Genomic DNA, 26728 nt, shown 5'->3' with positions numbered 1-26728 from the left:
CGGTCACCACGGTACCGCGGCCGGAGATCGAGAACACGTCTTCCACTGGCATCAGGAACGCGCCGTCAACAGCACGCTCTGGGGTTGGGATGTAGGTGTCCAGGGCTTCAGCCAGGCGCTCGATGCACGCTTCGCCCATTTCGCCAGGCTGGCCTTCCAGTGCCATACGTGCCGAACCTTTGATGATTGGCAGGTCGTCGCCTGGGAACTCGTACTTGGAGAGCAGCTCGCGCACTTCCATTTCGACCAGTTCCAGCAGCTCTGCGTCGTCCACGAGGTCGCACTTGTTCAGGAACACGATGATGTAAGGAACGCCAACTTGGCGGGCCAGCAGGATGTGCTCGCGGGTCTGTGGCATTGGGCCGTCAGCTGCGGAGCAAACCAGGATCGCGCCGTCCATCTGCGCTGCACCGGTAATCATGTTCTTGATGTAGTCGGCGTGGCCTGGGCAGTCAACGTGAGCGTAGTGACGGTTGGCGGTCTCGTACTCAACGTGTGCGGTGTTAATGGTAATGCCGCGTGCTTTTTCTTCTGGAGCAGCGTCGATCTGGTCGTAAGCTTTAGCTTCGCCGCCGAATTTCTTCGACAGAACGGTTGCGATTGCTGCGGTCAGGGTGGTCTTACCATGGTCAACGTGACCGATGGTGCCAACGTTCACGTGCGGCTTAGTCCGCTCGAACTTTTCTTTTGCCATTTTAGACTCCTAACAATGTTGAGTTGCTGGGCACGCGCCCGACTATCAGATGGATTACTGCAGAATTCTGGTGCCCTTGACGTGGATTGAACACGTGGCCTCTCCCTTACCAAGGGAGTGCTCTACCACTGAGCTACAAGGGCTTATTGTTACTACTGTGCTGCATGGAGCGGGTGAAGGGAATCGAACCCTCGTCATAAGCTTGGAAGGCTTCAGCTCTACCATTGAGCTACACCCGCGAGGTTCCGACTACATTCGACTACAACTTCACTCAGCTTCCTGCAAGCTTTGGTGGAGGGGACTGGATTCGAACCAGTGTACTCATAAGAGGGCAGATTTACAGTCTGCTGCCTTTAACCACTCGGCCACCCCTCCGCGAAGGAACCGCAGAGTATGAAGCAACTTCTTAACACTGTCAATACTGTTATTTGCTTATTTCGCAAACGCTGCATGACGTGCGCTTCGGGGCGAGATTGTAAGGGCTACTCCTGCAAAAATGCAAGTGTTGTTTTTGCGTTGCACATTTTGCTTTAGAATCGGTCAACTTATCCCGCATACCGGAGCGCACTTTCCGTGACCAATCCCTCCCCCGCCTGGCAGCGTACGCTGGCCGCCAACTTCCTGCTGCTGGCGGTCTACGCAGTGGTGGGGCGCTTCTGCCTCTACCTGTCCCTGGCGCCGGGTTATGCCAGCCCCCTGTTCCTGCCGGCCGGTATCGCCCTGGCCGCAATCGTCACCTACGGCCCGCGCCTGCTGCCCGGGGTCGCGCTGGGCGCCTTGCTCATCAATTTCCTGCCCCTGCCCGCCGCGTCCGGCGCATCCGGCGCCTTGGCCCTGCCGACCATGGCGCAGGGCCTGGCCGCCGCCGGGGCCGGCGTCGCGTCCGCCCTGCAGGCCTGGCTGGGCATGCTGTACTTCCGGCGCGCCATCCGCCCCGAGATCGGTGCCGGGCGCGACGTGCTGCGCTTCCTGTTGCTGGCGGTGTGCGTCACGCTGACCAGCAGTACGCTGTCCAATGCAGCCGGCGTGGCGGTGGGTGCCATTGCCCGCAGCGACTGGTTGACCAGCTGGCTGACCTGGTGGATTGGCGATGCCATCGGCGTGCTGCTGGCCGCTCCGCTGTGCTGGGTGCTGTTCGGCAAGCCGCGCAGCCTGTGGCAGCGGCGCCGCCTGCTGGTCGGCGTGCCGCAATTGCTGCTGGTCACCTTGTGCGTGCTGCTGTACGTGCTGGTGGCGCGCTGGGAAACGCGCCAGCACCTGGAAGGCTTCCGCCTCAAGGCGCAGCAAGTGGGCGACCTGCTGCAGGCGCGCTTTTCGGAACACGAGCGCTACGTGCTGGCCATGGCGCGCGCCATCAACCGCTATGGCCGCGTGATGTCGGCCAGCGGCTTTGACAAGATTGCGCACGGTTATCTCGACCAGCGCCCGGAGCTGCTGTCGATGGCCTGGCTGCGCCCGGTCAACGCCGCCGAGCGCGCCGAGTTCGACCAATGGGCGCGCGAGAAGATCGACCCGGATTTCCGCATCATCGCCCCCAAGTCCACGCCCAGCCACTCCCACAGCCACGAGCCGCATAGCCACAGCGAGCCGCCGCCCGGCGAGCACATGGTGACCTTGTATATCGAGCCGGCCGCGCGCCGCCATTACCAGGGCCTGGACTGGCTGGCCGAGCCGGTGCGCGCGCAGGCGGTGCGCGCCGCGCTGGCGAGCGGGCGCCCGGTGGCCAGCGCGCCGGTGCTGCTGTCGCTGCCGGGCGAAGGCAGCGGCGTGGTGCTGCTGCAGGCGGTGGAGCCGGGCGACGGCCAGCCGGCGGCCGGCATGCTGCTGCTGGCGATGCAGATCGACTCCTATGTACACGGCGCCTTGAGCGGCAGCGATTTCCCGCACCTGCAGGCGCGCCTGGTGGACCGCAGCCAACCCGGCCCGACCACCCTGCTGGACCAGCTGACGCGCGCACCGCACAGCGAGGACTACTGGCGCAAGCTTAGCTTTGGCGGGCGCGAGTACGAGCTGGTCCTGACGCCCTCGCCCGCCTATATGGCGCACCAGCATGGCTGGCAAAGCTGGCTGGTCCTGAGCGCAGGCTTGCTGCTGACCGGCCTGCTCGGCGCCCTGATGCTGCTGACCAGCGGCGAACGGGCCCAGATCCAGCAGCAGGTGAAGGAGAGCACGGCGCGCCTGCGCGAACGCGAAGCGCGCCTGCAGGCGATCCTCGACAAGGCGGCCGACGCCATCCTCACCATCGGCGGCGACGGCCTGCTGGTGTCGGCCAACGCCGCCGCCAGCCGCCTGTTCGGCTATGCGCCCGACGCCCTGGCCGGGGTGCCGCTGGCGACCCTGCTGCCGGAAGCGGAGAGCGACAGCGCCGCGCGCCTGCTGCGCACGATCGCCAATGGCGCCACGCACGAGCACGAATCGAGCGGGCGCCGCGCCGACGGCAGCATGCTGCCGATCGCGATTTCGGTGAGCGAAGTGGAACTACCCGATGGCAATATCTTCGTCGCCATCCTGCACGACCTGACCGAGCAGCAGCGCGCCCAGGAACGGATTTACCGCCTGGCCCACCACGACCCGCTGACCGGGCTCGACAACCGCCTGTCGCTCAACCTGCGCCTGGACCAGTTGCTGGCGCAAACCCGGCGCGTGCACGGCGCGGCGGCGGTGATGTTCCTCGACCTCGACCACTTCAAGAAAATCAACGACACCCACGGCCACGCCACCGGCGACCAGTTGCTGCTGGCGGTGGCCGACCGCCTGCGCGAGCTGCTGCGCGAAGTCGATACCATCGCCCGCCTGGGCGGCGACGAGTTCATCGTGGTCACCTCCGGCAATGTGACGCCGGCCGACGCCACCCATATCGCGATGCGCATCGTGCATGCGCTGGCCGAGCCCTTCCAGCTGGGCGGCAAGACCATCCACACCGGCACCAGTGTCGGCGTGGCCATGTTCCCGCAGGACGGGACCGACAGCCCCACCCTGCTGCAGCATGCGGACACGGCGATGTATGCCGCCAAGAGCCATGGGCGCGGTAATTTCCAGTTCTTCGAAGCCGCCATGAACGCCGCCACGCACGAGCGGCTGATGATGGAGAACCGCCTGTGGCAGGCGCTCGAGCTCAAGCAGTTTGAACTGTACCTGCAGCCGCAGGTGGAGCTGGCCAGCCGGCGCGTGATCGGCGCCGAGCTGCTGCTGCGCTGGCACCATCCCGAGCTGGGCATGGTGGGGCCGGACCGCTTTATCCCGATTGCGGAAGAGTCGGGGCTGATCCTGCCGCTGGGCGAGTGGGTCTTGCAGCAGGCCGTGGCCATGCTGCAGCGCTGGCAGGGCCAGCTGCGGCTGGCGGTCAACCTGTCGGCGCGCCAGTGCCATGGTGGCGCCTTGCTGCCGCTGCTGGACCGCCTGATGGCGCAGAGCGGGGTGGATCCAGCCTTGCTGGAGCTGGAGATTACCGAGTCGGCAGCGATGCAGGATCCGGAACGCAGCCGCACCCTGCTGCGCGAATTGCGGGCGCGCGGGTTCACGGTGGCGATCGATGATTTCGGGACGGGCTATTCCTCGCTCAGCTACCTGAAGCTGTTCGAGATTGACCGGATCAAGATCGACCGCGCGTTTGTGAAGGATATTGAGACCGATCCGAATGATGCGGTGATCGTGACCGCCACCATCAGCCTGGCGCACGCGCTGGGCCTGGGCGTGGTGGCCGAGGGGGTGGAAACCGAGGCGCAGCTGGCGTTCTTGCGCAGCAAGCATTGCAATGAGGCGCAGGGCTATTTGTTTGCGCGGCCGATGCCGGTGGGGGAATTTGAAAACCTGCTGCAACCGGGAAACCTGGACCAGGCCCACCGCGCCTGACCCGGTTTTCCCACGCTTCTAGGGCGACAACGCCGCCAGCACCTGCGCCTTCAGCGCCCGAATCAGCGAAGTCTCATCCGGCGGCACCCCCTCCGGCGCCGGCTGCGCCCGGTCCGCATAGAACAGTCCCAGCTGCACGCCCTGCACCACCAGCGGCAGCACGATAAAGCTGCGCGCATCCGGCAGCAGTTCCAAATGCCACGGCGGCAGCAAATCGCGGATCTTGGCCGCGCTCGCATCCGCAATCATCAAATCCGCATCATTCTCCAGCGCCAGGTGGAACAAATCCTTGCCCTGCAAAGGAAACACAAAGCGCTCCTGCCGCTGCGCCGCCTTATCCCCGAGCGCAATGCGGGCCCGGAACTGCCCCGCCTTGGTATCCTTCAGGCACACCGTCGCAAAGCGAAAGCCCAGGCTACGGTACAGCGTCTCCAGCACCTGCTGGATCAGCTCATTGACGCGCGCCTTGCCCTGCACCCGCATCTCCGTCAACTCCTGCACCCCGGCCAGCAACTGCTCGCGCGCATCGAACGGCTTGCCGCTCGGGAAAGCGCCCTCCTTGGTCCCGGCATCCAGGCTGGCCAGCGCCAGCACGCTCGGCAACGTTCCGGCCGCGCCGTGCGCCGCCGCCGCCTCCGCATACGGATCGCCCGGCGTGCTCGCCACGCCGCCCGCGGCGCCATCCAGCTGCATGCTGTTGAGCAGCGCATCCATGCTGCTGCGCGCCCCCGCCAGCACCTTGCTGAGCTGCTCGCGCTCCAGCCCCAGCGCATTGCCGAAACGCTGGTGCAGCAGGCGCGCATCGTCGGCCCCGGCGCCGCCCATGCGGGTCAGCGCGCGCGCCGCCTCCATGCCCAGGCTCACCACCTGGCGCATCCACTCCGCCCGGTCCGGCGGCGCGCGCAAGGTGCCGGTCGGCAAAGGCGCCAGCGAGCGCACGATCACGTCCGGAATTTTCCACTCGCGCAGCACCGCCGCCGTCAGCGAGTCATAGGTGCTGCCCAGGATCATTTGCGACGCCTGCGCCTGCGAATGCTGGCCGGCCGCCATCAAGGCGTTGATTTCACGGAAGCGCTCATGCTCGCGCGAGGCGATCAGCAGCGGCCCCAGGTTCTTGAACAAGGCGCCAATGGCCGCCTCCTCGGCTTTCGGATAGGGGCTGTAGCGCGCCATTTCGCGCCCCACCAGGCTGGCGCACAGGGCCGCCTCCAGCTCCACCCGCACGCTTTGCGCATGCTTGCTGTTGGACAGGGTATCGACCAGCAGCATGGCCAGCGCCGTGGTTTTCACGTTATCGAAACCAAGCAGCGAAATCGCATGGGAAATCGTGGTCACCGGCGCGCCCGAGGCCTGGCGGTACTGCGGCGTGTTGGCCAGGCGCAGGATTTTCTGCGTCAGCGCCACGTCCGACAGCACGTGGTAGGCCAGGCTTTGCGTGCCCTGGTCGTCCGAATCGGCCATCTGCACCACGCGCGCGATCGACACGCCAAGCGCAAACAGGCCCTCATCGTCACTGCAAAGCTTTTTCAGCAGGTAGGCACGGACTGGGCGGTCTTCGGGATGGGGGTTGGTGCTGGAGCTCATTAGCGCATTGTAGCGCCAGTGCCATCACACCGCGACGCGCACGCCGGCTTCGCGCCGCGCGGCGGGACGGATGTTGTATTTCTTCAATATGTCCTGGTGCAGGCCGGCCAGCGCGTTCAGCTTGCTGTTGGCCGGGTCCAGGCGGCGCACCGTGGCCACCAGCGCCAGCGCGTGGCGCCCCAGGGCATCGTCCCAGCCCTCGTTCTCCAGGCATTTCAGGATCGCCACGGCGGCGTTAAACGCCACCTGCGCATTGTCCGGCAGCTTGGCCACCGCCTCCAGCATCAGGTCGACCGCGCCGCGGAAATCGCCGCGCTTGGCCAGCGCCGCGCCGGCCGCCACCATTTCGCCGACCTCGTTGCGGCTTTCATCGGCCAGGCGCTGCGCCAACTCGGCGTGGCCGTTCTGCTCCATCATGCGCATGGCGCGCGCCATGGCGCCCGGCGTGGCCGCGTTGCGCATCACGTCGCGCATGACCTCGGTGGCCTGCTCCTCCTTGCCCGCCTCCAGGCAGGTGCGCGCCAGCTCCAGCTTCATTTCATTGGACAGGCCGCTGGCGAGGCGCACGCCGTTCACCGCATAGTCGAGCGAGGCGTTCATGCGCGCGCTGTTGCCGGTGAATTCGTGCAGTGCGGCCGAGGCGATGGCGCTGCAGACATCGGTATTGCGGGTGCCGGCCAGCGACTTGTCGAGGTCGCGGATCACGGCCGCCGCCTGCACCGGGTCGCCCTTCTTGACCAGGGTCTGCGCCAGCTTGGCGTGGTCTTCCGGCGTGCGGAACTCGGAATAGCGGGTCTTGCTCACCACCTGCTTCAGGGCGCGCTCGGCGCCCTCGATATCGCCCGCCTCCAGCGCCACCTCGCCCAGGCGGCGCAGGCGCCGCACCGCATGCGGCGACAGTTCGACCGCGCTGTTCAGCACCGCCTGGGCCGTCGCCAGGTCGCCGTTCGCCTCGTGCGTGCGCGCCAGCCAGTCATAGGCGTCGAGGAAGCGGCTGTTCTTGCCCAGCAAATCCTCCAGCATGGCGCGCGCCTCGTCGTAGCGGCCGCGCAGGTAGAGCGTCTTGGCCTGGCCCAGCCGCGCCCAGTGGATATGGCGCGTCTCCCACAGCTCGGCATAGATCGGCTCGGCCAGCTCCGGCTCGCCGGCCTGGATGTGCATTTCCGCCCGCAGGCGCTTGAAGTCGCAGGCAAAGCGCGGCTGCGCCGCCTCGCCCGCCTCACACGCCGCGATGGCGGCGCGCAGGTCGCCCATGTCCACCAGCTGGTGCACCGGCACCAGGGCATTGCGCCGGTCCAGCGCGCGCCAGATGCGCTCCAGCATGGCGTCGGCGGCAAAGGGCTTGAGGATGTAATCGTTGGGCATCAGCTCGGCCGCGCTGACCACCTTGCTGAACTGGCCTTCGCCGGTGACCATGAAAAACATGGTGCCGGCGTTGATCAGGCGGTGGTGGCGCAGGTCTTCCAGCATTTGCTGGCCGTCCTGGCCGCCCTCCAGCGCGTATTCGCACAGGATCAGGTCGTAGGTTTTGGCTTCCAGGGCGCGGATCGCCTGGTTGGAGCTGGCGGCATCTTCGATGCGGTCCAGCCCGCACAAGCTCAGCATATTGTGCAGGCTGGCGCGCATGCTGGGATTGGGCTCGATGACCAGCGCTGTCAGGCCCTTCAGTTCATTCATGGCTTCCGGCGGTAGGGCAAGGGCTGCCCTTATTTTAGCGCCTGCGCGGCGCGCGCCGTGACTTTTCGTGAGAATGAGCGCGGCAGCGCGGCGCGGCTGCCACAGTCGGGTTCGCGTGGCGGGTTAGCCCTGGCCCAGGCTCGGGTTGCGCTCCACCACGTCGACCAGGGATGCCACCACTTCCGGATCGAACTGGCTGCCGGCGCGGTCGCGGATATAGGTCATGACTTCCGGATACGGCCACGGCTCCTTGTAGGGGCGCTCGTGCAGCAGCGAATCGAAGACATCGACCACCGCCACAATGCGCGCCGACAGGGGGATCTGCTTGCCCTTGAGCTGGTTCGGGTAACCGCGGCCATCCCAATGCTCATGGTGGCCGCCGGCGATTTCCGCGCCATAGGTCAGGTAGCTGACGCCGTCGACCATATTCGCCGCCCGCTCCAGCACGCTGCGCCCGACGGCGGCGTGGGTCTGCATCTGGGCCCGCTCGGCCTCGGTATGCGCGCCCGGCTTCAGCAGGATATGGTCGGGCGTTGCCACCTTGCCCACATCGTGCAGGATCGAGGCCAGGCCGATCATGTCCACCAGCTGCGGCGTCAGCTCGTCGTCGTACACGCCGCGCTCCTTCATGCGCGCCGCGATGGCCGAGGACAGCTGCTGCACGCGCCGCACATGGCCGCCGGTGCAGCCGTCGCGGAATTCCGCCAGGTCGGCCAGCGCCACCACGGTCGCCTCCTGCGCCTTGCGCAGCTGGCCGAAGATGTACAGATTGTCAAAAGCCGCCGCGATGCGCTCGCAGAACACTTCCAGCAGGTCGCGCTGGATCTGGGCCAGCGGCCAGGGCGGCGTGACCGAGATCAGCACATCGCGGTTTTCCTGGGTGTGGATGTAGAGCACGTTGGCCGGATGCTCGAACTGGCTCTTCTTTTCCTCGAAGGCCTTGCGGATGGTCGGCCACAGCGGGTGGTCGGCCGGCATCTGTTCGTTTTCCGCCAGCGGCGTGTAGCCGCCGGTGGCCGCCACCACGGTGGTGTCGCCGGTATCGGCCTGCATCAGGCACAGCACCCCGTCCGCCCCCACATCGAGGATGGCCGACACCTGGTTCAGCACGCCGGACGCGAATTCGCGCAGCGAATGGATCTGGTACAGGTTGGTGGCGCCGGCCAAGATCTTACCCAGGCCGATGCGCGAGCGCTCCAGCATATTCAGGCTCTCGTAGGCGCGCAGGGCCGAGATCACGGTGGTGAACAGCTTCTGCGTGGTGAGTTCGGTCTTGGCCTTGTAATCGTTGATATCGTATTCGATGATGACGCGCTGCTCGGGCGCCTGGCCCGGCTGGCCGGTGCGCAGCACCACGCGCACGATGGCATTGTGCAGCTCTTCGCGGATGCGGCGCGCCAGCAGCAGGCCCGCATCGTCGGTTTCCATCACCACATCCAGCAGCACCAGCGCGATGTCCGGCGTATCGCGCAGGATGTCGAACGCCTCGCGGCCGCTATAGGCCGAGTACAGTTCCAGCTCGCGCCCCTTGAAGCTCACATTGCGTAGCGCCAGGCGGGTGACCGCATGCACATCCTGGTCATCATCCACGATCAGCACGCGCCACAAGCGCTGTTCAGGGGAGCCGGCCGATGTTGGTTGCTTTTCTTCGTCGTCTTCTTCCAGCAGCCAGTTGTCATCGACGGCGTGGGGGTCCGCCATGAAGTCTCCTTGATTAAAATAGACTATTCTTTACATCCAGCATAATCAGATTTGACTTACGTCGCAATTAAAACTTGCCCCCTCGTAAATCGCTTTGCACTCTGATACGCTTTGACAACACCGACCTTTGCTAAAGGAAAAATCATGCAAGTGACAACTGCGCAAGAAGACGCCAGCCAAGGCAAGGAATTCCTGGCATTCAAGCTGGGCGTGGAAGAATACGGCATCGACATTTTGAAGGTGCAGGAAATCCGCGGCTACGAAGCGGTGACCCGCATCGCCAACGCGCCCGACTTCATCAAAGGCGTGATCAACCTGCGCGGCATCATCATCCCGGTGGTGGACATGCGCATCAAATTCAAGCTGGGCGAGCCGGTGTACGACCAGTTCACGGTGGTGATCATCCTGAACATCAATGGCCGCGTGGTCGGCATGGTGGTCGACTCCGTTTCCGACGTGACCACGCTGACCCCGGACCAGATCAAGCCCGCGCCCGACATGGGCACCGCCTTCAGTTCCGAATACATGATCGGCCTGGGCACGATCGACCAGCGCATGCTGATCCTGGTCGACATCTACCGCCTGATGTCCAGCCCCGACATGGGCCTGAGCGAAACCCTCAGCGCCGAGTAAAAGCGAAAACCGGTTTTACTTCTTGCAGCCGGCCTGGCCGGCGAGGTTGAGGTTTTGGTAGCGGATTTCGTATTTGCCGTTGGAGAGCTGTTCGACCACCAGCTTGTCGTGCGGTTGCACGTAGGCGTAGCGGACATTGGAGCGGCGCTCCAGGTCGTACACCTTGATGAAGACCGGTGAGGCGTTGGCGCTGTTGTCCAGCGTGAGCTGCATGTCTTCGCCTTTGTTGGCGACCGGGAAACCTTCGACATAGCCGGATTGCGCCGGCCATGGCTCGCCGTTCGGGGCCACCGGCGGCGCGACGTCGGCTTCGCAGTCGACCGCGGCGCTCGGCAGCACCACCTGCGACAGGGCCATGACCTTGATGGCGGGCGGCGCGGCGACGGCGGAGGGTTCGGGCGAATACGGCTTGGCGACGGCCCAGCCGTCGTCCGGGGTGACTTTTTCCACGCGCGGCGGGTGGATTTTGGGAGTGGCGGCGGCGGTGGCGGTGAGCTCGGCGGGCGGCTTGCCGCCCCAGGCGCCGGCCAGGACGCTGGACATGGCGCGCGGTTCGGCCACCGTCAGCACGCCGCCCAGCCAGCCGGCGGCGGCGGCGCCGCCCACCGTGCCCCAGAAACGCCAGGAGGTCAACACCCGGCGCCGGCGCGGCAGGTCAAGCTGGTCGGACCAGCCGGGCTCGGCATGCGCCGGCTCGTGCTTGGTGCTTTCCAGCCATTCGATTTCCCATTCTTCCTGGGTGATCCACTCGTCGTGCTCCTTGCGCCGTTGCGGATCGGACAAGGTGCCATAGGCCGTGTTGACGATCGCCATGATGCGCGCCGCCTTTTCATCCCCCGGATTCTTATCAGGATGATATTTCTGGCTCAGTGCCTTATAGGCAGCACGTATGACTTCCTGCGGCGCGCCACGTGCCACTTTAAGGTTGTCATAGTGAGTATGTATCTTTCCCATCGCTCAATCATATTACAAACGGTGGCTGCGGTCGCTAGCCAATAGCTGCGGCGGCAGCTCGATGCCGTGGCCAATCGCCAGCACTTTGAACAATTCTCCCATTTCGGCGGGAGAAAGCAATTTCTGTAGCGCGCTGGCGTGCGGCAGGTATTGCAGGGCGTCGGCCGGGTCGAAACGCTGCATCAGTTCGCCGATCCCGGCGCCGATCAGGAAACCGGCCTGGCTGTTGTAGGCCAGCACGTCGGCGCCGGCGTCCTGCGCCGCCAGCGCCATGGCGGTGAAGTCGACGTGGGCCGTGATGTCCTGCAGGCCGGGCAGGTAGAACGGTTCCGGGTGGGCGTGATGGCGGTAGTGGCACATCAGGGTGCCGGTCGCGCGGTCGGCCAGGTAGTACTCGCGCGCCGGGAAGCCGTAGTCGAACAGGAAGGCGGCGCCCTTGCCCTTGGCCAGCATGGCGGCCAGGGTGGCCATGAAGCCGCAGCCGGCGCCGTGCACTTCGGTCACATAGCCGACCGGCAGTTCGCCGGCATCCGGCACCTGGCGCGCCACTTGCGCCGCCAGCGCGGAACCGGCGGCGGCCGGGCCGGCCGGCAGCCAGGCAAAATGCGCGCCGCCCGCCGCGTCGGCCTGGGCCGCCACGTGCAGCGGCTCCCAGCCGGCTTCGGTCTTGGTCACCACATCGACCGGCATCGCATCCAGCACTTCGTTGCCGAACACCGCGCCTTCAAACGATTCCGGCAGCGCATCCAGCCAGCGCACTTGCGGGAAATCGCGCAGCAGCTCCTGCTGGCGCGCGCGCAGTTCGCCCGATAATTCGACGATGGAATAGCTCTCCAGCGCCACCCCGGCAGCGGCCAGCTCGGTCAGGATATCCTTGGCCAGCTTGCCCGTGCCGGCCCCGAATTCGAGGATGTGCGGGGCGCTTTGGTCCATAATAGCGGCTGCGACATGCGCCAGTGTTTGCCCGAACAGGGCGCTCAGCTCGGGCGCAGTTGTAAAATCGCCATCTTTGCCCAGCTTGGCGGCACCGCCGCTGTAGTAACCCAGGCCCGGCGCGTACAGCGCCAGCTCCATGAAGCGGGAGAATGGAATGGCGCCGCCCTGACGGTGAATGTCGTCGGCAATCAGGCGCTGCAAGGCGTGGGACGCGGCCAGCGCGTCGGGAGAAGGTGCTGGTAAAGACATGCCGGCATTGTAGCGGTTCAGCGCTGCCCGGCGCCATTTTGCTCAATTTGACTACGACTATGACAACTCCGACGCCCTCCACGCCTTCCGCGCCCGGCACTGCCCCGGTCGCGCTGGTCACCGGCGCCGGCCGCCGCCTGGGACGCGAAATCGCGCTCGGCCTGGCGCGTGCCGGCTGGGATATCGCCGTCCATTACCGCCATTCGCACGACGAGGCGCGCGACGTGGCGCGAGCCATCGCCGCCCTGGGCCGGCGCGCCATCACCCTGCAATGCGACCTGGCCGACGAGGAGGCCGTGCGCGCCCTGCTGCCGGCGGCGCGGAAGGCGCTGGAGCGGGTGGACTGCGTGGTGAACAACGCTTCCCTGTTCGATTACGACAGCGACCTGAATTTCAGCCACGCCCGCCTGGACGCCCATATGCACACCAACGTGGCGGCCCCGATCCAGCTGGCGCGCGCGCTGTACGACGCGACGCCGGACGGCGGCCAGGCCGTGGTGGTGAACCTGCTGGACCAGAAGCTTTATAATCTCAACCCTGATTTCCTGTCCTATACCCTGTCCAAGGCGGCGCTGCAGGCGGCCAACACGATGCTGGCGCAGTCGCTGGCGCCGAAAGTCCGGGTAGTGGGCGTGGCGCCCGGCATCACCATGGTGTCCGGCGACCAGAGCGAAGAAGGCTTCGCCAAGGCGCATACCAAGACGCCGCTGGGCCGTTCCAGCACTCCCGAGGACATTGCCGCCGCCGTGGTGTATGCGGCGAGCGCGCGGGCCATGACCGGCACCACCTTGCTGGTCGATGGCGGCCAGCACTTGCTGCCCTCGCCGCGCGATGTGATGTTCCTGACAAAATAATCTTCATTGAAAGTTCTAGCACTATGCTGTCCGCCCTGATCCACCCGCAACTGCAAGACTGCCGCCGGCTGTTCCTGCGCAACTACGAAGTGCTGATTAATATCGGCGTGCACGATTTCGAAAAGAAGGGCGAGCAGCGCGTCCTGATCAACGTTGACCTGTTCATCCCGCTCGCGTTCTCGACCCCGAAAGCCGACGAACTGCACGAAGTGGTCGATTACGACTTCATGCGCGAGACCATCGCGCGCCGCATGGCCGAAGGCCACGTGCACCTGCAGGAAACCCTGGTGGACGACGTGGTGCAAGCCATGCTGGCACACCCGAAAGTGCGCGCGGCATGCGTATCGACCATGAAGCCTGATGTGTACCCGGATTGCGAGGGCGTTGGCGTGGAAGTATTCAAGATCAAGGAAGCAGCATGAACGCAGTAGTGGAAACCAAGGCCGAAGACAAGCTCGCCTACGAGAACAACAAGCTGCACAAGCGCCTGTGCCGCCTGGTGGGCCAGGCCATCGGCGACTTTAATATGATCGAAGACGGCGACAAAGTGATGGTGTGCCTGTCGGGCGGCAAGGACTCGTACGCGCTGCTGGATATTTTGATGACCCTGCGCGAGCGCGCGCCGATCAACTTCGAGATCGTGGCCGTCAACCTGGACCAGAAGCAGCCGAACTTCCCGGCCGACATCCTGCCGGCCTACCTGGAAAAGCTGGGCATCCCGTTCCATATCGAGAACCAGGACACTTACTCCATCGTCAAGCGCCTGATCCCGGAAGGCAAGACCACCTGCTCCCTGTGCTCGCGCCTGCGCCGCGGCATCCTGTACCGCGTGGCCGATGAACTGGGCTGCAACAAGATCGCCCTGGGCCACCACCGCGACGACATCCTCGAGACCTTCTTCCTGAACATGTTCTTCGGCGGGAAGCTCAAAGGCATGCCGGCCAAGCTGGTGTCGGACGACGGCAAGCATATGGTGATCCGCCCGCTGGCCTACGTGAAGGAAGAGGATACCGAGCGCTATGCCGAGGTGAAGAAATTCCCGATCATCCCGTGCGACCTGTGCGGCTCGCAGGAGAACCTGCAGCGCAAGCAGATCAAGGCCATGCTGCGCGACTGGGAGAAGAAGAACCCGGGCCGCGTGGAGAACACCTTCTCCGCCCTGTCCACCGTGGTGCCCTCGCACCTGATGGACCGCGACCTGTTCGGCTTCAAGGACATCAAGACCGACGGCATCGCCAACCCGCTGGGCGATATCGCCTTCGATGAAGAGCCTTGCTCCACCCCGGCCACCGTGCCGGGCGTGATCCCGCTGCAGTCGCTCTGAGATCGACTGCATCCAGCCGGCTAGGCGGGGCGCCATTGGCGCGCCCTGCCTAGCACGTCGCGCAGGTTCATGCGCCAATAATCCAGATTGCTGACATAAGGTCCAGTGTCGTTGCTTGCGCCGGAAAGCAGGTTCGCAACAACTGCGCGGTACGGCGGGACAGATCGGCTTCGCTAGGCGCGCGCCACTTCGATGGCACGAATGACCTCTGCCCGCGATTGCCATCAGAACGGTGAAACAGCGGCTGAGGTCGTGTTTCGGCGACGGACTGTGATTCGTCTAAGTATCGCGGTAATATAGTTGCATTATTACTATTTCCATCGTTCCTTCTATGCGCCGCCTGCCTACCCTGAATGCCGCCCTCCTCCTAGCTTGCTTTGCGCTGTATGCCCAAGCCGGGGAGCTCCCCGGCTTGGCGGCAACGATCGCGGTGCGTCATGTGGACGCTGAGACCTGGCGCGTGGAGTACCGTTTCGCGCAGGCGGTAAGCGCCATCAAGCTGCCAGCTGTTGCGGACTACCGGCAGCAGGCTTGGAGGGTGCGCACACCGGGCATGAAACTGCAGCCCGGCGCCGAATTTGACGTGATCTCGGCGCACGGCAAGCCGTTCAAGTCGGCCAGCATCGACATCACGTCATACGACGGACGGCCACCCAAAGCCTATGCGCCCTTCAACCGCTTCAGCGACGGCGGCACCCTGCTCTTCCTTGGCCACTTGCAAGGCGACGTGCTGCGCGCGAAGCGGGAGCACGAGATGCGCGCCGACATCCGCCTGGCCGGCCTGTCGCAAGAGAATGTGATTGCTCCGCCGCAGAACAGGCAGCATCCGGGTGGCGAGCGCGGCTACGCGTATTTCGGCCCGGCGCAGGCGGTGCGGGCAGGAGCCGTAAAGGTACTGGTCGATCCTAAGACACCGGAGTGGGCGCGCGAAACCGTACTCGATACGGGCGCCAAAGTCGCGCAATACTATGAGAAGGCGTACCAGCGCCCGCTGAAGGAGGAGCTGTTCATCACGGTGTCGATCGGCAGCGACGAGAAGCCCGGCCTGTCAATGAATGGTGGCGCGGTGCTGGGGCAACTGGCCTACCATTTCTCCGGCGCGCAACTGGCCGGCGACCACCCGAAAAAGCGCGAGATGCTGGCGCGGCTGGTGGCGCATGAGATGGCGCATATCTGGCAACTCAATACCGCGCGGGGCGGGGTAGGCGAGAAAGACCCGTGGATTCACGAGGGCGGTGCGGAGGCCATGGCGCTTGATGCCCTTCTGCAGACGGGTGCAGCAAGCGCCGAATCGGTCAACGCCTATCGGGCGGCACAGACGGCGGCCTGCGAAAAGCTGGGTAAATCGGTAGAAAGCTATAACGGCATTTACGCTTGCGGCCTGGCGCGCTTTGACCAACTGGGCGTGGCCATCGTGCCGCTGTGGCGCGGCTTGATGGAGGCGACCGAAGCAAAGGGCGCGGTCTACTCCGAAAGAATGGTGCAAGACGTCGCCGCCAGCCAGCCTGCGGCAGCGGCCCCCAGCGGCGGGGACTAACAAACGCAAGCTTGCGCCATCGCAAATACCTGCTACGCCAGACGTGAACAATAGGCATTCCTGACGTTTCCCAGGGGTGCCCTATGGACCAGCTGCATCGTACCGAGACGACCCACATCGATGAGGTGAAGCGCACCTCAGTCTTCACCTTGCAATGGCAGCTCGAGCTGCGCAACCGGAAGAGCATCGCGACCCATCCGATTTCGCACAACAACAAGCTGCAATTCTTCATCTGCGGCCAGCAAGCCTTCAACGACATCCTGGCCCGCATTGGCGATGCCGAAGCCAGCATCGACTTGTGCTGCTGGGGATTTGATCCCGGCATGGAACTAAGCCGAACGCGGGCTGCCGACTGGCCGCGCGGCCCGACGTTGGGTGATGCACTGATCCGGGCCGGGCAGCGCGGCGTCAAAATCAGGCTGCTGGTCTGGTACGACACGCTGGGCTGCATATTTGCCCGCAATATGCCAGGCTACTCCCATGACCTGACGCCGTGGTACTGCCGCCGCGACCAGCAAGGCGCTGACGAGATCAGTGCCGCACACAGCATGGCGCTGCTGGCAGGTATCAAGCGCGCCCCTTTCCACCTGGCCGGCTACTTGCGCTACCGCTACGAGGATTTTCCCGTACCGGCGCGCGATATCCCGGCATTGGCGCGCGCGGAATATTGCCATAGCTGGTACCAGGCAGCCGCGCGCAACCAATTGGAAGGCATCGAGCTGCGCACACGCTCGGGCAACCGCCGCGCCATCGAGGCGAGCCTCGCCACCGAAAAGAACCTCCCCGCAGGGCTATCGACGGCGGAATTCGAAGCGATGGGACTGGAGCATTTGGGTTCGCATCACCAGAAGACGATCCTGATCGACTATGCCCACAACGGCGGCCTGCAGGCAATCGGCTATGTGATGGGGTTGAACTCTGTCACCGACTATTGGGACACGACCGAGCATCTTTTGGAGGACCCTCGGCGGGAGCGCGGCGGGAAAAAGGAAGCGGAGGAATGTGTACAAGCCTTACGCGACGATCCTGGCTTTCGCACATTGAAGCCGTACCAGGACTATGCCTGCCGCATTGACGCCGGACGGGCGCTAATTGACGTGCATGACAATTTTGCATCGGCATGGGCACGCGCTGGCGGCGAGCCCCACCCTGCGTCAACCCGCGTTAATCCACCAACGGCTCTACTACGCAAGGCGGAACCAGGCGATTCGACCGTACAGATAGTACGAACCCAACCCGAAGAAGGACCAGACAAGACGATCAAGGAAGCCTATTTCCTGGCAACCGCGACCGCAGCCACAACGCACGGCTATCTCTATATAGAAAACCAGTACTTCCAGTACGAGGAGTGGTTGCAATTCCTGCTGGAGAAGCGGCGCAGCACGGTCCGGCAATGGCTGCAAAAGAAGAAGGAAAACAAGACAGCGGAGGACCTTCCGGTCATGTACGTGTTCATCGTCATGCCCGTACCGGAGCGCGAGCAGATGATTCCGCGCACCTACGATGCGCTGGCGACGCTGGGCCAGCAAGACCGCATGACGGGTCAAGTCATACGGATCAAGGAGGAAAACGAGCGCAAGCCGCACCAGGTCAGGAGCGGTTTCGGCACCACCGCGCCGGCGCCCCGCCAATTGCCGGAAGTGGTGCAGAAGGCCAACGCCACCGACAAGCCCAGCGCGCTGCGCCTGGAAAAAGAATATGGACTGAAAGTCTCCACCGTCATGCTCAATGCCTGTGGCTTCGACAACGGCAAATGGCGCTACCGCGAAATCTACATCCACTCCAAGCTGATGATTGTCAACGACGAGTTCCTTACGTTGGGCAGTGCCAACCTGAATCAGCGCAGCATGGCGGTTGATAGCGAGCTGAATATCTCCATCTGCGATGCAGCGCACGCGCGCGATATGCGGCAGAGGGTTTGGGGGCTGCTAAGCGGCGGCGAGGTTACGGGCGGGGGTGGATCCGCGCGCGACATCAAAACCGCATTCGAAAATTGGCAATCGATCGCCAGAGAAAACCGAAGCAACAGAAATAGCAAGTCCGGCATTGGCGATGAGAGGGCCCTGAAAGGTTTCATCCTGCCTCTTGAAGACGGCCGCAGCTCTCTGACGAGGCTGGGATGAGCATGAAGCGCCTACATCGAGACATTCTGCAAATATCAACAGCTACATTGGCTATCGCCCTCATCCTCTACGGCTATCACATGGATAATCCTCTGAACGACTTACCTCGCAATCAAGACCTGCCTCTATTCGAGCCACACAGGAAGGACTTCCCGTGTACAGCGGAAGCGACCAAGCTTCCTCCGCTCGACGCGCAAGCCAATGCCTGGTTTCTAGAAGCCCGTGCATTGGAAGACCCCGGCATTTTTTATGAGAAAAGGGATCACAAGCGGATTGCCGAGCTCACGCGCATGGCAGCCGAGCGCCGTCACTGGAAAGCCATGCTGAACCTGGCAACCTATTATCTGGAAGGAATCGATCCTGACCGCGGCGATGACGACGCGGTGCAACTGGTGGAAGATGCTATGCGGATGGGCGTCCCGGCTGCCTATGACCGGATGGGCACCTACTTCATGAACGGAACAGGAGTGGAGAAGGACGCCACCCGGGCATATGCATTTTGGCAAAAGGCGGCCGAAATGGGGAACCCAGACGCCCTGGCTTACTTGGCCAAGAGGTTGAATGTTGGCGAGGATCGCCGGGGGTACTGGAGCAACATTCCCGTGGCCTTTAAGATGATGGAGTGCGCAATGGGGCAAGGTAACACCGAGGTGGCATACAGCCTGCATTACCTTTCTGCAGCCCCGATGGGTGCCGATGGAGCGGTAATCGGCGACCGAAACGCCGAAACGAAAGACCGTGCTCTGAGAGTGCTTCATCTTGGAGTCAAGTTAGGATGTGCCGACTGTGCCCGCGATCTCTGGATTGAATTTGGACATCCCCGGAGCTTGTCGCGAACGATTGCCCCCCACATCGACGAGGCGCGCGCCGAGCGCTATGAGATGCTAGGCGACGCCCTTGACTACAATCCCTACCGTCGCTTCCCCAACCTGGACAAAGTCCTGCCACTGCCGCCTGCCATCCTGCCGCCCTGGGACGGAACGCGTGAAAGTCTGCTGGCCGCCGCAATGGGTGTCGTCACCACGCCACCGCTACCATCCACACCCGTGCCGGCCACTGCTGGCCGCTACTACCTCGATCCCGCCTATCGCTTGCGCAAGACGGGCGAATCCACCACCGCGCGGGTGGTTCAGTTTGCTGGTTACTGGCGCCCCGCCATCGAAAGTAGCGCGGAGGATCAGGCGCGTCAGCCCGCACTTGCCCGCCCCGGGCTGTATGCCAAAGGGGAAGCGTTCGAAAGCATCAACCGCAGCAAGTCGATAGGTGACCCGGTGTGGGAATACTATCGCACCATCCCCGCAGAGCCCGAGGCCGTGGCGCCCCAAGCAGTCCCCGTTCTGGTGAGGAAGGTGGCGCCAGTGACGCCGGCGGTGCAATGCAAAAGCGATCAACCCTGCAACGTGGGCGGCATCTGGCAACCCTGGGTCGCAGATGGCCATCCCTTGCAAAGCATCGTGAACCAGCCATGGCGCCAGACCTGGCTGCAAGCGGGGCAGCCTTTCCCGCAACCGGAACGCGACTGGCTCCTCAAACTACCAAAAGAGGATGTGACATGGCATTTGATGGAGAAGGCCGACTGATAGCCGATCTGCCGCAAAAAATGTGCCCTTGTCCTACCGCCGCCACTTTGAGGATCGTCAATTCGAGCGCACGCTAGGCGCCGCGCAGCACCTGCAGGATGTCGTAGCAGGCGCCCATGGTGTGGTAGTCCACCTTGCCGGCCGGGCTCTTTTCGTCGGAATACTTGCGGTTGTCGGCGCTCAGGATGCGGAACCAGGCGCCGTGTTCGTGGTCGACGAAGTGGGTCCAGCAATAGCGCCATAGCTCCTGGTACAACTCGCTGTATTGCGCGTCGCCGGTGCGCTCGGCCAGCATGGCGGCAGCGGCCAGGGTCTCGGCCTGCACCCAGAAGTATTTGTCGCCGTCGCAGATCTCGCCGTCCGGGCCGAAACCGTAGTGGATGCCGCCGTGGTCGTAATCCCAGGCGCGTTCCACTGCCAGCGCGAACAGGCTTTCCGCCGCCGGCAGCAGCCAGCCGCTGTCGCGCTGCAGGTGCGCTTTATGCTGTTCCATCTGCAGCAGCAGCTTGGCCCATTCGGTGAAGTGGCCGGGCTGGTAGCCCCAGGGGCGGAACAGGTTGGCTTTGTCGTGCAGGTTGTATTCCCAGTCCACCGACCAATCGCTGCGATAGTGTTCCCACACCATGCCGTTGGCGCGTTCGGCTTGGCGCTGGGTGATGTTCCAGGCCAGTTCTTCGGCGCGGTGCAGGTAGCGCTGTTCGCCGGTGGCCTGCCAGGCGGCCAGCATCGCTTCGCAGGCGTGCATATTGGCATTCTGGCCGCGATAGCTGTCCAGCTTTGTCCAGTCGGCACTGGCCTGGTCGGCGTACAGGCCGTGGCGCGGTTCCCAGAAGCGCTCTTCCATCAGGGCGAAAGTCTCGGCCAGGTAGCCGCGCGCATCGCCCAGGCCAGCCATCAGCGCGTGGGCATAGGCCAGCAGCACGAAGGCCAGGCCGTAGCAGTGGTTCGCGCCATCCAACACTTGTGCGGCGCCGTCGCGCCACTCCAGCTGCCAGGCATAGCCGCCGGTATTGCGGTTGCGGTGGGCGTTGCGCAGGAAGTCGACGCCGTGCCGCACCTGGGTGATGTAGTCCGGGTTGCCGTGGCGCGCGGCCATGGCGTAGGTGAAGACGAAGCGGGTGCTCGACACCAGGTGGCGCGTGCTGGTGTCGTACACGCTGCCGTCGTCTTTGAAGAAGTGGTAAAAGCCGCCGCTCGGGTCGATGCAGCGCGGGTGATAGAAGGCCATGGTGTGGGCGATGTGGCGCTCCAGCGTGGCAGGCTCGAAGAAATCCGGGAAGGCGCTGTTCATGGGCGTTTCCTTAATCGTCATGGCTGCTCTCGCGCACCACCAGGCGCACGTCGAGGACTTTTTCCAGCACCTGGCCGGGATCGGTCTGCGTCAGCAACTCCACGCCTGCAACACCCAGTGCTTCCTTGTCCACGCTGATGCTGGACAGCGGCGGCACGGCGGCGCCGGCGGCGCTGATATCGTCAAAGCCTACGATGGCGATATCGTGCGGCACCTTCAACCCGGCTTCCAGGCAGGCGCGCATGGCGACCAGCGCGGTGGTGTCGTTGTAACAGAATAGCGCATCCGGGCGCTGGGTCATGGCCAGCAGCGCGGCCACCGCCTCGCGCACGGCGAGGTCGCGGTCGCCCACGCTGGGCAGGATGATTTCCAGGTCCGGGTCGGCCAGGCGGCGCGCGTCATACAGCGCTTTGCGGAAGCCGCGCATGCGTTCCTGGATGCTGTAGTGCGACAGGGGGCCGGACAGCATGGCGATGCGCTTGCGGCCCGTCTCCACCAGGTGGCGCGTGGCAAGGTAGCCGCCCAGGCGATGGTCGGCGTTGGCCGAGGTGTAGCCGGCCAGGCGCATGTCCACCAGCACCATGGGCTTGCCGCTGGCGCGCAGCGCGGCCAGCACCTCCGCTTCAAAGAAGCCGGCGCACAGGATGGCGTCCGGCTGGTGCAGGCGGATCAGTTCGGCCACTGGCTCGGCGGGGTTCACGGTGAGCAGCGAAAGCGCGATGCCCTGCTTGCGGCAGGCTTCTTCGGCGCCGTTCAACACCGGCAGGTAGAAGGGGCTGGAGAGCAAGGTGCTGTGCTGGGCGTGCAGCAGGAAGGCGATGCGGCGGATGCGGCCGCCGCGCAGGTTGCCGAAGTCGTAGCCCATGTCGCGTGCCGCGGCGACGATCAGGGCGCGCGTATCTTCGCCCAGGCCGTCCTGGTTCTTCAGGGCGCGCGAGACGGTGCCGATCGAGCGCCCGGTTTGCTCGGCGATCATGCGGATGGTAACGCTCACTGCCTGCCCTCGCGCGAGAACGAGTACGGCGCGTCGTCCGGCTTGATGCCGCGCTGGTGGTTCGGCTTGGCCGACATCTCCACGTCGAAGGTGGCGCCGCGCAGCAGTTCGTCGTGGCCCAGCCAGTTGCGCTGCAAGGCCTTGCCGTTCAGGCGCGCGGCGCGGATGTAGCGTTTGTCGGCGCCGTTGCCGGGCGCGTTGATGCGCACTTGCTTGCCGTTCTCCAGGTGCAGCGTGGCGCGCTGGAACAGCGGTGCCCCCACCACATACTGGCCGACCGCCGGCGTGACCGGATAGAAACCAAGGGCGGAGAAGACGTACCAGGCCGAGGTCTGGCCGTTGTCTTCATCGCCGCAGTAGCCGTCCGGCGTGGGCTGGTACATGCGGTTCAGCGTTTCGCGGACCCAGTATTGCGACTTCCACGGCGCGCCGGCGTAGTTGTACAGGTAGAGCATGTGCTGGATCGGTTGGTTGCCGTGCGCGTACTGGCCCATGTTCGCGACCTGCATTTCGCGGATCTCGTGGATCACGGAACCGTAGTAGCTTTCGTCGTAGGTGGGCGGCAGGCTTAACACGGTATCGAGCTTGCCGACGAAAGCCTGGCGGCCGCCCATCAGGTTCACCAGGCCGTCGATATCATGGAACACGGACCAGGTGTAGTGCCAGCTGTTCCCTTCGGTGAAGGCGTCGCCCCATTTGAAGGGGTTGAAGGGCTTCTGGAAGCTGCCGTCCTGGTTGCGGCCGCGCATCAGACCGGTCTCGGGGTCGAACAGCTTTTTGTAGTTCATGGCGCGCTGGGCGTAGATGCCGATTTCCGATTCCGGCTTGCCGAGCGCTTTGCCCAACTGGTAGATCGTGAAGTCGTCGTAGGCGTATTCCAGCGTGCGGGCGGCGTTCTCGTTGATCTTGACGTCGTAGGGCACGTAGCCAATTTCGTTGTAGTACTTCACACCCTTGCGGCCGACGGCGCTCATCGGGCCTTCGTTGTTGGCGCCGTTCTTCAGCGCGGCCCACAGGGTTTCGATATCGGCGTTGCTGCGCGCGCCTTTGATCCAGGCGTCGGCCACCACGGAGGCGGAGTTGTTGCCGACCATGATGTCGGCGTAGCCTGGGCTGGACCACTCGGGCAGCCAGCCGCCTTCGCGGTAGGCGTTGGCCAGGCCGGCCTGCATTTCGCGGTTGATGGCGGGGTAGACCAGGTTGAGGAAGGGGTACAGGGCGCGGAAGGTGTCCCAGAAGCCGGTGCCGCCGTACAGGTAGCCTGGCAGCACCTTGCCGTTGTAAGGGCTCCAGTGCACCGGACTGCCGGCGGCGTCCAGCTCATACAGCTTGTTCGGGAACTGCACCATGCGGTACAGGCTGGAATAGAAAGTGCGCATATGGTCGATGCTGCCGCCCTCCACTTCCACTTTGCCCAACACGCGGTTCCAGGCGGCCTTGGCGCGGGCGCGGGTGGTGTCGAAGTCGTCGCTGGCCAGTTCGCGCTGCAGGTTCAACTCGGCCTGCTCGTGGCTGATGAAGGACGAGGCGACCTTCATATGCACCTTCTCGCCGCGCGCGGTTTTAAAGCCGACGATGGCGCCGCTGTGCGCGCTCTCCATTTCGAGCGCGCCGGCCACCAGTTCCTTGCCGCGCCACACGTCGCTGGAGGTGAACGGCTTGTCGAACACCATCACGAAGTAGTGGCGGAAGTTGGCTGGCAGCGGGCCGCGCGCGTAGCGCGTGCTGTAGCCGATAACCTTGCGCTGTTCCGGGATGATCTTGACGTAGGAGCCTTTGTCGAAAGCGTCCACCACCACGTAGCTGTGCTCCGATTGCGGGAACGTGAAGCGGAACTGGGCGGCGCGTTCGGTGGGGGTGAGTTCGGCCGTCACGTCGGAATCGGCCAGGTACACGCTGTAGTAGTAAGGCTTGGCGGTTTCGGATTTGTGCGAGAACCAGCTGGCGCGTTCGTCTTCCGTGAAGCGCTTGCTGCCGGTAACCGGCATGACAGAGAACTGGCCGTAGTCGTTCATCCAGGGCGATGGCTGGTGCGTCTGTTTCAGGCCGCGCATCTTGTCGGCGTCGTACTGGTAGGTCCAGCCGTTGCCCATCTTGCCGGTTTGCGGCGTCCACAGGTTCATGCCCCAGGGGACGGTGACGGCGGGGTAAGTGTTCCCGTTCGACATTTCGGGCTTGCTGGCGGTGCCCATCAGGGGATTCACCCATTCGACCGGGTCGCTCACTTTGCCGACAAACTGCGCCAGCGCGGCTGGTGCGGCGGCGGCGAGGACGATGGCGCCGAGGACGCGGCGGAAGGCGTTGGTCGTGCTCATTGCTGGTACTCCGTTTGGCTGTATGGGCGGGCGCTGCGTTCGCGGCCCCATTCTTTGTTAGGCGCGGCCTGCATGCGGAACAGCAGTTCGCCGCCGGCCATGATGTCTTCGTGGCGCAGGAAGCTGCGCGCCAGCGCTTTGCCGTTCAGCGCGACGCTGCCGACGAATCCGTTGGCGGCCGACAGCCCTTCGGCGCGGATGGTGAAGCGTTTGCCGTTCGGGAGATTGAGCACCGCCTTGTCCACGAACGGACGGCCGATCACGTACTCATTGCTGCCCGGCGCCACCGGGTAGAACCCGAGCGCGGTGAACGTGAGCCAGGCCGACATCTGCCCCAGGTCGTCGTTGCCCGCCAGGCCGTCTGGCTTGTTGTGGTACTGGCTGGCGACGATCTGGCTGACGCGGGCCTGCGTCTTCCACGGCGCGCCGGCGTAGTTGTACAGGTAGGCCACATGGTGCGAGGGCTCGTTGCCGTGCGCGTAGTGGCCGATCAGGCCGGAGATGTCTTCCATGTGTGCGTAGACATTGTCTTCCACCTTGGCGTCGAACACCTGGTCGATTTTGGCGGCCATGCCAGCATCGCCGCCCAGCAGGGACACCAGGCCCGCGTTATCGTGCGGCATATACCAGGAGTACTGCCAGGCGCTGCCCTCGGTGTAGTCGCTGCCGAAGTTGGACTGCACCGGGTTGAACGGCTCGCGGAACTCGCCCGTCGTCTTGCGGGCGCGGATAAAGCCGGTCTTGGTGTCGAACACATTGCGGTAGTTCTGGGCGCGCTTGTAATAGCGGGCCGCGATATCCTTCTTGCCCATCTTCTCGGCCATGCGCGCGATGGCCCAGTCGTCGAAGGCGTATTCCACGGTTTTGGACGCGGCTTCCGGCTCGCGGTCGATCGGCACATAGCCCAGCTTCATATAGTGTTCCAGGCCGCCGTATGGGCCGTACTCCGCGCTGGCGGTCATGGCTGCGAGCGCCTCCTCGGCGTTGATGCCCTTGATGCCTTTCATGTAGGCGTCGGCGATCACCGGCACCGCATGGTAGCCGATCATGCACCAGGTCTCCTGGCCATGGAAGGACCATACCGGCAGGATGCCGTGCGGGCTATGCTGGCGCGAGGCCACCAGCGAGTTCACGAAATCGGCATTGCGCTGCTCGGGCTGCACCAGCGTAAGCAGGGGATGCAGGGCGCGGTAGGTGTCCCACAGCGAGAACGTGGAGTGGTAGCGGAAGCCTTGGGCCTGGTGCACCTGGTTGTCCGGGCCGCGGTACTTGCCGTCGCGGTCCATGAACAGGCTCGGCGCCAGCATGGCGTGGTACAGGCTTGTATACACCATGGTGCGCATGTCGGCGGGCGCCTCGATCGCCACAGCGGACAGGGCCTGGTTCCAGGCGCTGCTGGCGCGCTGGCGTTCGGCGTCGAAGTCCCAGCCCGGCATCTCTTCCAGGTTGGCCAGGGCGCCGTCTTCGCTCACGCCGGACAGGGCGACTTTGACCAGCAAGGTGCCGTCATCCGGCACGCCGAATTCCAGCGCGCCGACCAGGGCTTTGCCTTCCAGGTGGATCTTGTCGGCCGGCGTCTTGCCCGGCCCGGCGAAGCCTTTGTACTCGACCGCTTCCTCGCGGTTCAGCAGGGTGCGGCCGGCGATCGGGCGCGAGAACTTCATCGCGAAATAGAGCTGGCGGCCGGGCGCCCAGCCGCGCGTGATGCGCATGCCGGTGATGGTGCTGCCGTCGCGCACGCGCAGCGAGGACCACAGGTTCTTGTTGGCGTAATCGTAAATGCTCTGGCGCAGGTCCAGGACCACCTTGGCCGTGGCCCCCTTGGCGTAGCGGTAGCGGTGCAGGCCGACGCGTCCGCTGGCGGTCAGCTCGACATCGACCTCATGGTCCTGCAGGCGCACCGCGTAGTAGCCCGGCTCCGCGCGCTCTTCGGCGTGGCTGAAGCGCGAGCGGTAGCCGCTGAACGGACGTTCGGGATAGCCGGGTTCCAGCTTGGTCTCGCCGCTGTACGGCATGAGCAGGATGTCGCCCAGGTCGGAGTGGCCGCTGCCGGAAAAGTGCGTGTGGGAGAAGCCGAGGATGGAGTTGTCCTCGTAGCGGTAGCCGGCGGCCCAGGGGTAGCTCTGGCGGAAGTGCCGCACCTGCGTGTCCGGGCTTAACTGCACCATGCCGAAGGGGCGGCTGGCGCCGGGGAAGGTGTGGCCGTCGCCGCCGGTGCCGATAAACACATTGACGGCGGCGGCGGGGCTGCCGGGGGGAGCGGCCAGCGCCGGCGAGCCGGCGGCGGCGAACAGCAACGCGGTACAAAACACCGCGAACGGACGTTGACCCATGGTGTCTCCTTTTATGGTGCTGCTGTTATAGCCGCACCCGATTTCCCCCTGCAATCGAAAGTGGTGGAAACACCGTTAGTTTAGATTGTTTAGTAAA

18 protein-coding genes and 3 tRNA genes are annotated in these 26728 nt (G+C 64.4%); 8 read left to right on the top strand and 13 right to left on the bottom strand.

All coding sequences use genetic code 11. The features are described 5' to 3' along the window. The 4 genes from GTP41_RS19165 to GTP41_RS19150 all read right to left on the bottom strand — a co-directional run. Positions 1 to 694, bottom strand: a 694-nt coding sequence (locus GTP41_RS19165; protein WP_161027184.1) for a GTP-binding protein, incomplete at its 3' end; no start/stop codon positions are given. Positions 695 to 762: 68 nt separating this feature from the next. Next, a tRNA-Thr gene (locus GTP41_RS19160) sits at positions 763 to 837 on the bottom strand. Between the two features lie 22 nt (positions 838 to 859). Continuing rightward, positions 860 to 933 (bottom strand) — tRNA-Gly (locus GTP41_RS19155). A 50-nt stretch (positions 934 to 983) separates the two neighbouring features. Next, positions 984 to 1069, bottom strand: a tRNA-Tyr gene (locus tag GTP41_RS19150). A 198-nt stretch (positions 1070 to 1267) separates the two neighbouring features. Here GTP41_RS19150 and GTP41_RS19145 point away from each other — a divergent pair. Beyond that, positions 1268 to 4546, top strand: coding sequence for an EAL domain-containing protein (locus GTP41_RS19145; RefSeq protein WP_161027183.1), 3279 nt, complete (start codon positions 1268 to 1270; stop codon positions 4544 to 4546). 18 nt (positions 4547 to 4564) lie between these two features. Here the strand turns inward: GTP41_RS19145 and GTP41_RS19140 are convergent, their stop codons facing one another. The 3 genes from GTP41_RS19140 to GTP41_RS19130 all read right to left on the bottom strand — a co-directional run bounded on the left by GTP41_RS19140 (position 4565) and on the right by GTP41_RS19130 (position 9508). Continuing rightward, a complete protein-coding gene (locus GTP41_RS19140) occupies positions 4565 to 6130 on the bottom strand; it encodes an HDOD domain-containing protein (protein ID WP_161027182.1) in 1566 nt (521 codons plus the stop codon). A gap of 24 nt (positions 6131 to 6154) precedes the next feature. Next, a complete protein-coding gene (locus GTP41_RS19135; RefSeq protein WP_161027181.1) occupies positions 6155 to 7807 on the bottom strand; it encodes a tetratricopeptide repeat-containing response regulator in 1653 nt (550 codons plus the stop codon). Between the two features lie 123 nt (positions 7808 to 7930). Continuing rightward, positions 7931 to 9508, bottom strand: a complete 1578-nt coding sequence (locus GTP41_RS19130; RefSeq protein ID WP_161027180.1) for a DUF3369 domain-containing protein — start codon at positions 9506 to 9508, stop codon at positions 7931 to 7933. A gap of 144 nt (positions 9509 to 9652) precedes the next feature. Here GTP41_RS19130 and GTP41_RS19125 point away from each other — a divergent pair, with 144 nt between their 5' ends. Continuing rightward, the gene (locus GTP41_RS19125) at positions 9653 to 10141 is read left to right on the top strand and encodes a chemotaxis protein CheW (protein ID WP_161027179.1); all 489 of its coding nucleotides are present in this window, start codon (positions 9653 to 9655) and stop codon (positions 10139 to 10141) included. Positions 10142 to 10156: 15 nt separating this feature from the next. Here GTP41_RS19125 and GTP41_RS19120 read toward each other — a convergent pair whose 3' ends face one another. Both GTP41_RS19120 and GTP41_RS19115 read right to left on the bottom strand, forming a co-directional pair. After that, a complete protein-coding gene (locus GTP41_RS19120) occupies positions 10157 to 11095 on the bottom strand; it encodes a J domain-containing protein (RefSeq protein ID WP_161027178.1) in 939 nt (312 codons plus the stop codon). 12 nt (positions 11096 to 11107) lie between these two features. Continuing rightward, positions 11108 to 12280 (bottom strand): class I SAM-dependent methyltransferase, encoded by a 1173-nt coding sequence (locus GTP41_RS19115; protein WP_161027177.1) that lies wholly within the window; start codon positions 12278 to 12280, stop codon positions 11108 to 11110. A 59-nt stretch (positions 12281 to 12339) separates the two neighbouring features. Between GTP41_RS19115 and GTP41_RS19110 the strand changes: the two genes are divergently transcribed. The 6 genes from GTP41_RS19110 (at position 12340) to GTP41_RS19085 (ending at position 19698) form a co-directional block, all read left to right on the top strand. Next, a complete protein-coding gene (locus GTP41_RS19110; protein WP_161027176.1) occupies positions 12340 to 13134 on the top strand; it encodes an SDR family oxidoreductase in 795 nt (264 codons plus the stop codon). Positions 13135 to 13157: 23 nt separating this feature from the next. Further along, a complete protein-coding gene (locus tag GTP41_RS19105; protein ID WP_161027175.1) occupies positions 13158 to 13556 on the top strand; it encodes a dihydroneopterin aldolase in 399 nt (132 codons plus the stop codon). After that, on the top strand, positions 13553 to 14458 hold the full coding sequence (gene ttcA / locus GTP41_RS19100) for a tRNA 2-thiocytidine(32) synthetase TtcA (RefSeq protein ID WP_161027174.1): 906 nt from the start codon (positions 13553 to 13555) through the stop codon (positions 14456 to 14458). The genes GTP41_RS19105 and ttcA overlap by 4 nt, the downstream gene beginning before the upstream one ends. A gap of 412 nt (positions 14459 to 14870) precedes the next feature. Further along, positions 14871 to 15995 (top strand): hypothetical protein, encoded by a 1125-nt coding sequence (locus GTP41_RS19095; protein WP_161027173.1) that lies wholly within the window; start codon positions 14871 to 14873, stop codon positions 15993 to 15995. A gap of 83 nt (positions 15996 to 16078) precedes the next feature. After that, positions 16079 to 18118, top strand: a complete 2040-nt coding sequence (locus GTP41_RS19090; protein ID WP_161027172.1) for a phospholipase D-like domain-containing protein — start codon at positions 16079 to 16081, stop codon at positions 18116 to 18118. Beyond that, entirely contained in the window at positions 18115 to 19698 is a 1584-nt protein-coding gene (locus GTP41_RS19085) for a tetratricopeptide repeat protein (protein WP_161027171.1), read from the top strand. Before GTP41_RS19090 ends, GTP41_RS19085 begins: the two co-directional genes overlap by 4 nt. A 73-nt stretch (positions 19699 to 19771) precedes the next feature. On the opposite strand, the gene GTP41_RS19080 is transcribed toward GTP41_RS19085, so the two are convergent. From GTP41_RS19080 to GTP41_RS19065, 4 genes are read right to left on the bottom strand one after another with little or no spacing between them, the layout of a single operon-like run. Beyond that, positions 19772 to 21010 carry an AGE family epimerase/isomerase gene (locus tag GTP41_RS19080; RefSeq protein WP_202419802.1) on the bottom strand — a complete coding sequence of 413 codons (1239 nt, stop codon included), beginning with the start codon at positions 21008 to 21010 and terminating at the stop codon, positions 19772 to 19774. Then, entirely contained in the window at positions 21000 to 21983 is a 984-nt protein-coding gene (locus tag GTP41_RS19075; protein ID WP_161027169.1) for a LacI family DNA-binding transcriptional regulator, read from the bottom strand. The genes GTP41_RS19080 and GTP41_RS19075 overlap by 11 nt, the downstream gene beginning before the upstream one ends. Further along, positions 21980 to 24298, bottom strand: coding sequence for a GH92 family glycosyl hydrolase (locus tag GTP41_RS19070; protein ID WP_161027168.1), 2319 nt, complete (start codon positions 24296 to 24298; stop codon positions 21980 to 21982). Before GTP41_RS19070 ends, GTP41_RS19075 begins: the two co-directional genes overlap by 4 nt. Next, on the bottom strand, positions 24295 to 26631 hold the full coding sequence (locus tag GTP41_RS19065; protein ID WP_161027167.1) for a GH92 family glycosyl hydrolase: 2337 nt from the start codon (positions 26629 to 26631) through the stop codon (positions 24295 to 24297). Before GTP41_RS19065 ends, GTP41_RS19070 begins: the two co-directional genes overlap by 4 nt. Between the last annotated feature and the right edge of the window lie 97 nt (positions 26632 to 26728).

The sequence above is a fragment of the Pseudoduganella guangdongensis genome (genome assembly GCF_009857475.1).
Lineage (GTDB): Bacteria > Pseudomonadota > Gammaproteobacteria > Burkholderiales > Burkholderiaceae_D > Rugamonas > Rugamonas guangdongensis.
Note: the sequence above shows the minus strand (reverse complement) of the source record. Positions and strands in the feature narration are given on the sequence as shown.

Coding starts and splice junctions, on each gene's coding strand:
- GTP41_RS19140 (WP_161027182.1), bottom strand. CDS start 6,130: ATGAGCTCCAGCACCAACCCCCATCCCGAAGACCGCCCAGTCCGTGCC.
- GTP41_RS19135 (WP_161027181.1), bottom strand. CDS start 7,807: ATGAATGAACTGAAGGGCCTGACAGCGCTGGTCATCGAGCCCAATCCC.
- GTP41_RS19130 (WP_161027180.1), bottom strand. CDS start 9,508: ATGGCGGACCCCCACGCCGTCGATGACAACTGGCTGCTGGAAGAAGAC.
- GTP41_RS19125 (WP_161027179.1), top strand. CDS start 9,653: ATGCAAGTGACAACTGCGCAAGAAGACGCCAGCCAAGGCAAGGAATTC.
- GTP41_RS19120 (WP_161027178.1), bottom strand. CDS start 11,095: ATGGGAAAGATACATACTCACTATGACAACCTTAAAGTGGCACGTGGC.
- GTP41_RS19115 (WP_161027177.1), bottom strand. CDS start 12,280: ATGTCTTTACCAGCACCTTCTCCCGACGCGCTGGCCGCGTCCCACGCC.
- GTP41_RS19110 (WP_161027176.1), top strand. CDS start 12,340: ATGACAACTCCGACGCCCTCCACGCCTTCCGCGCCCGGCACTGCCCCG.
- GTP41_RS19105 (WP_161027175.1), top strand. CDS start 13,158: ATGCTGTCCGCCCTGATCCACCCGCAACTGCAAGACTGCCGCCGGCTG.
- ttcA (WP_161027174.1), top strand. CDS start 13,553: ATGAACGCAGTAGTGGAAACCAAGGCCGAAGACAAGCTCGCCTACGAG.
- GTP41_RS19090 (WP_161027172.1), top strand. CDS start 16,079: ATGGACCAGCTGCATCGTACCGAGACGACCCACATCGATGAGGTGAAG.
- GTP41_RS19085 (WP_161027171.1), top strand. CDS start 18,115: ATGAGCATGAAGCGCCTACATCGAGACATTCTGCAAATATCAACAGCT.
- GTP41_RS19080 (WP_202419802.1), bottom strand. CDS start 21,010: ATGACGATTAAGGAAACGCCCATGAACAGCGCCTTCCCGGATTTCTTC.
- GTP41_RS19070 (WP_161027168.1), bottom strand. CDS start 24,298: ATGAGCACGACCAACGCCTTCCGCCGCGTCCTCGGCGCCATCGTCCTC.
- GTP41_RS19065 (WP_161027167.1), bottom strand. CDS start 26,631: ATGGGTCAACGTCCGTTCGCGGTGTTTTGTACCGCGTTGCTGTTCGCC.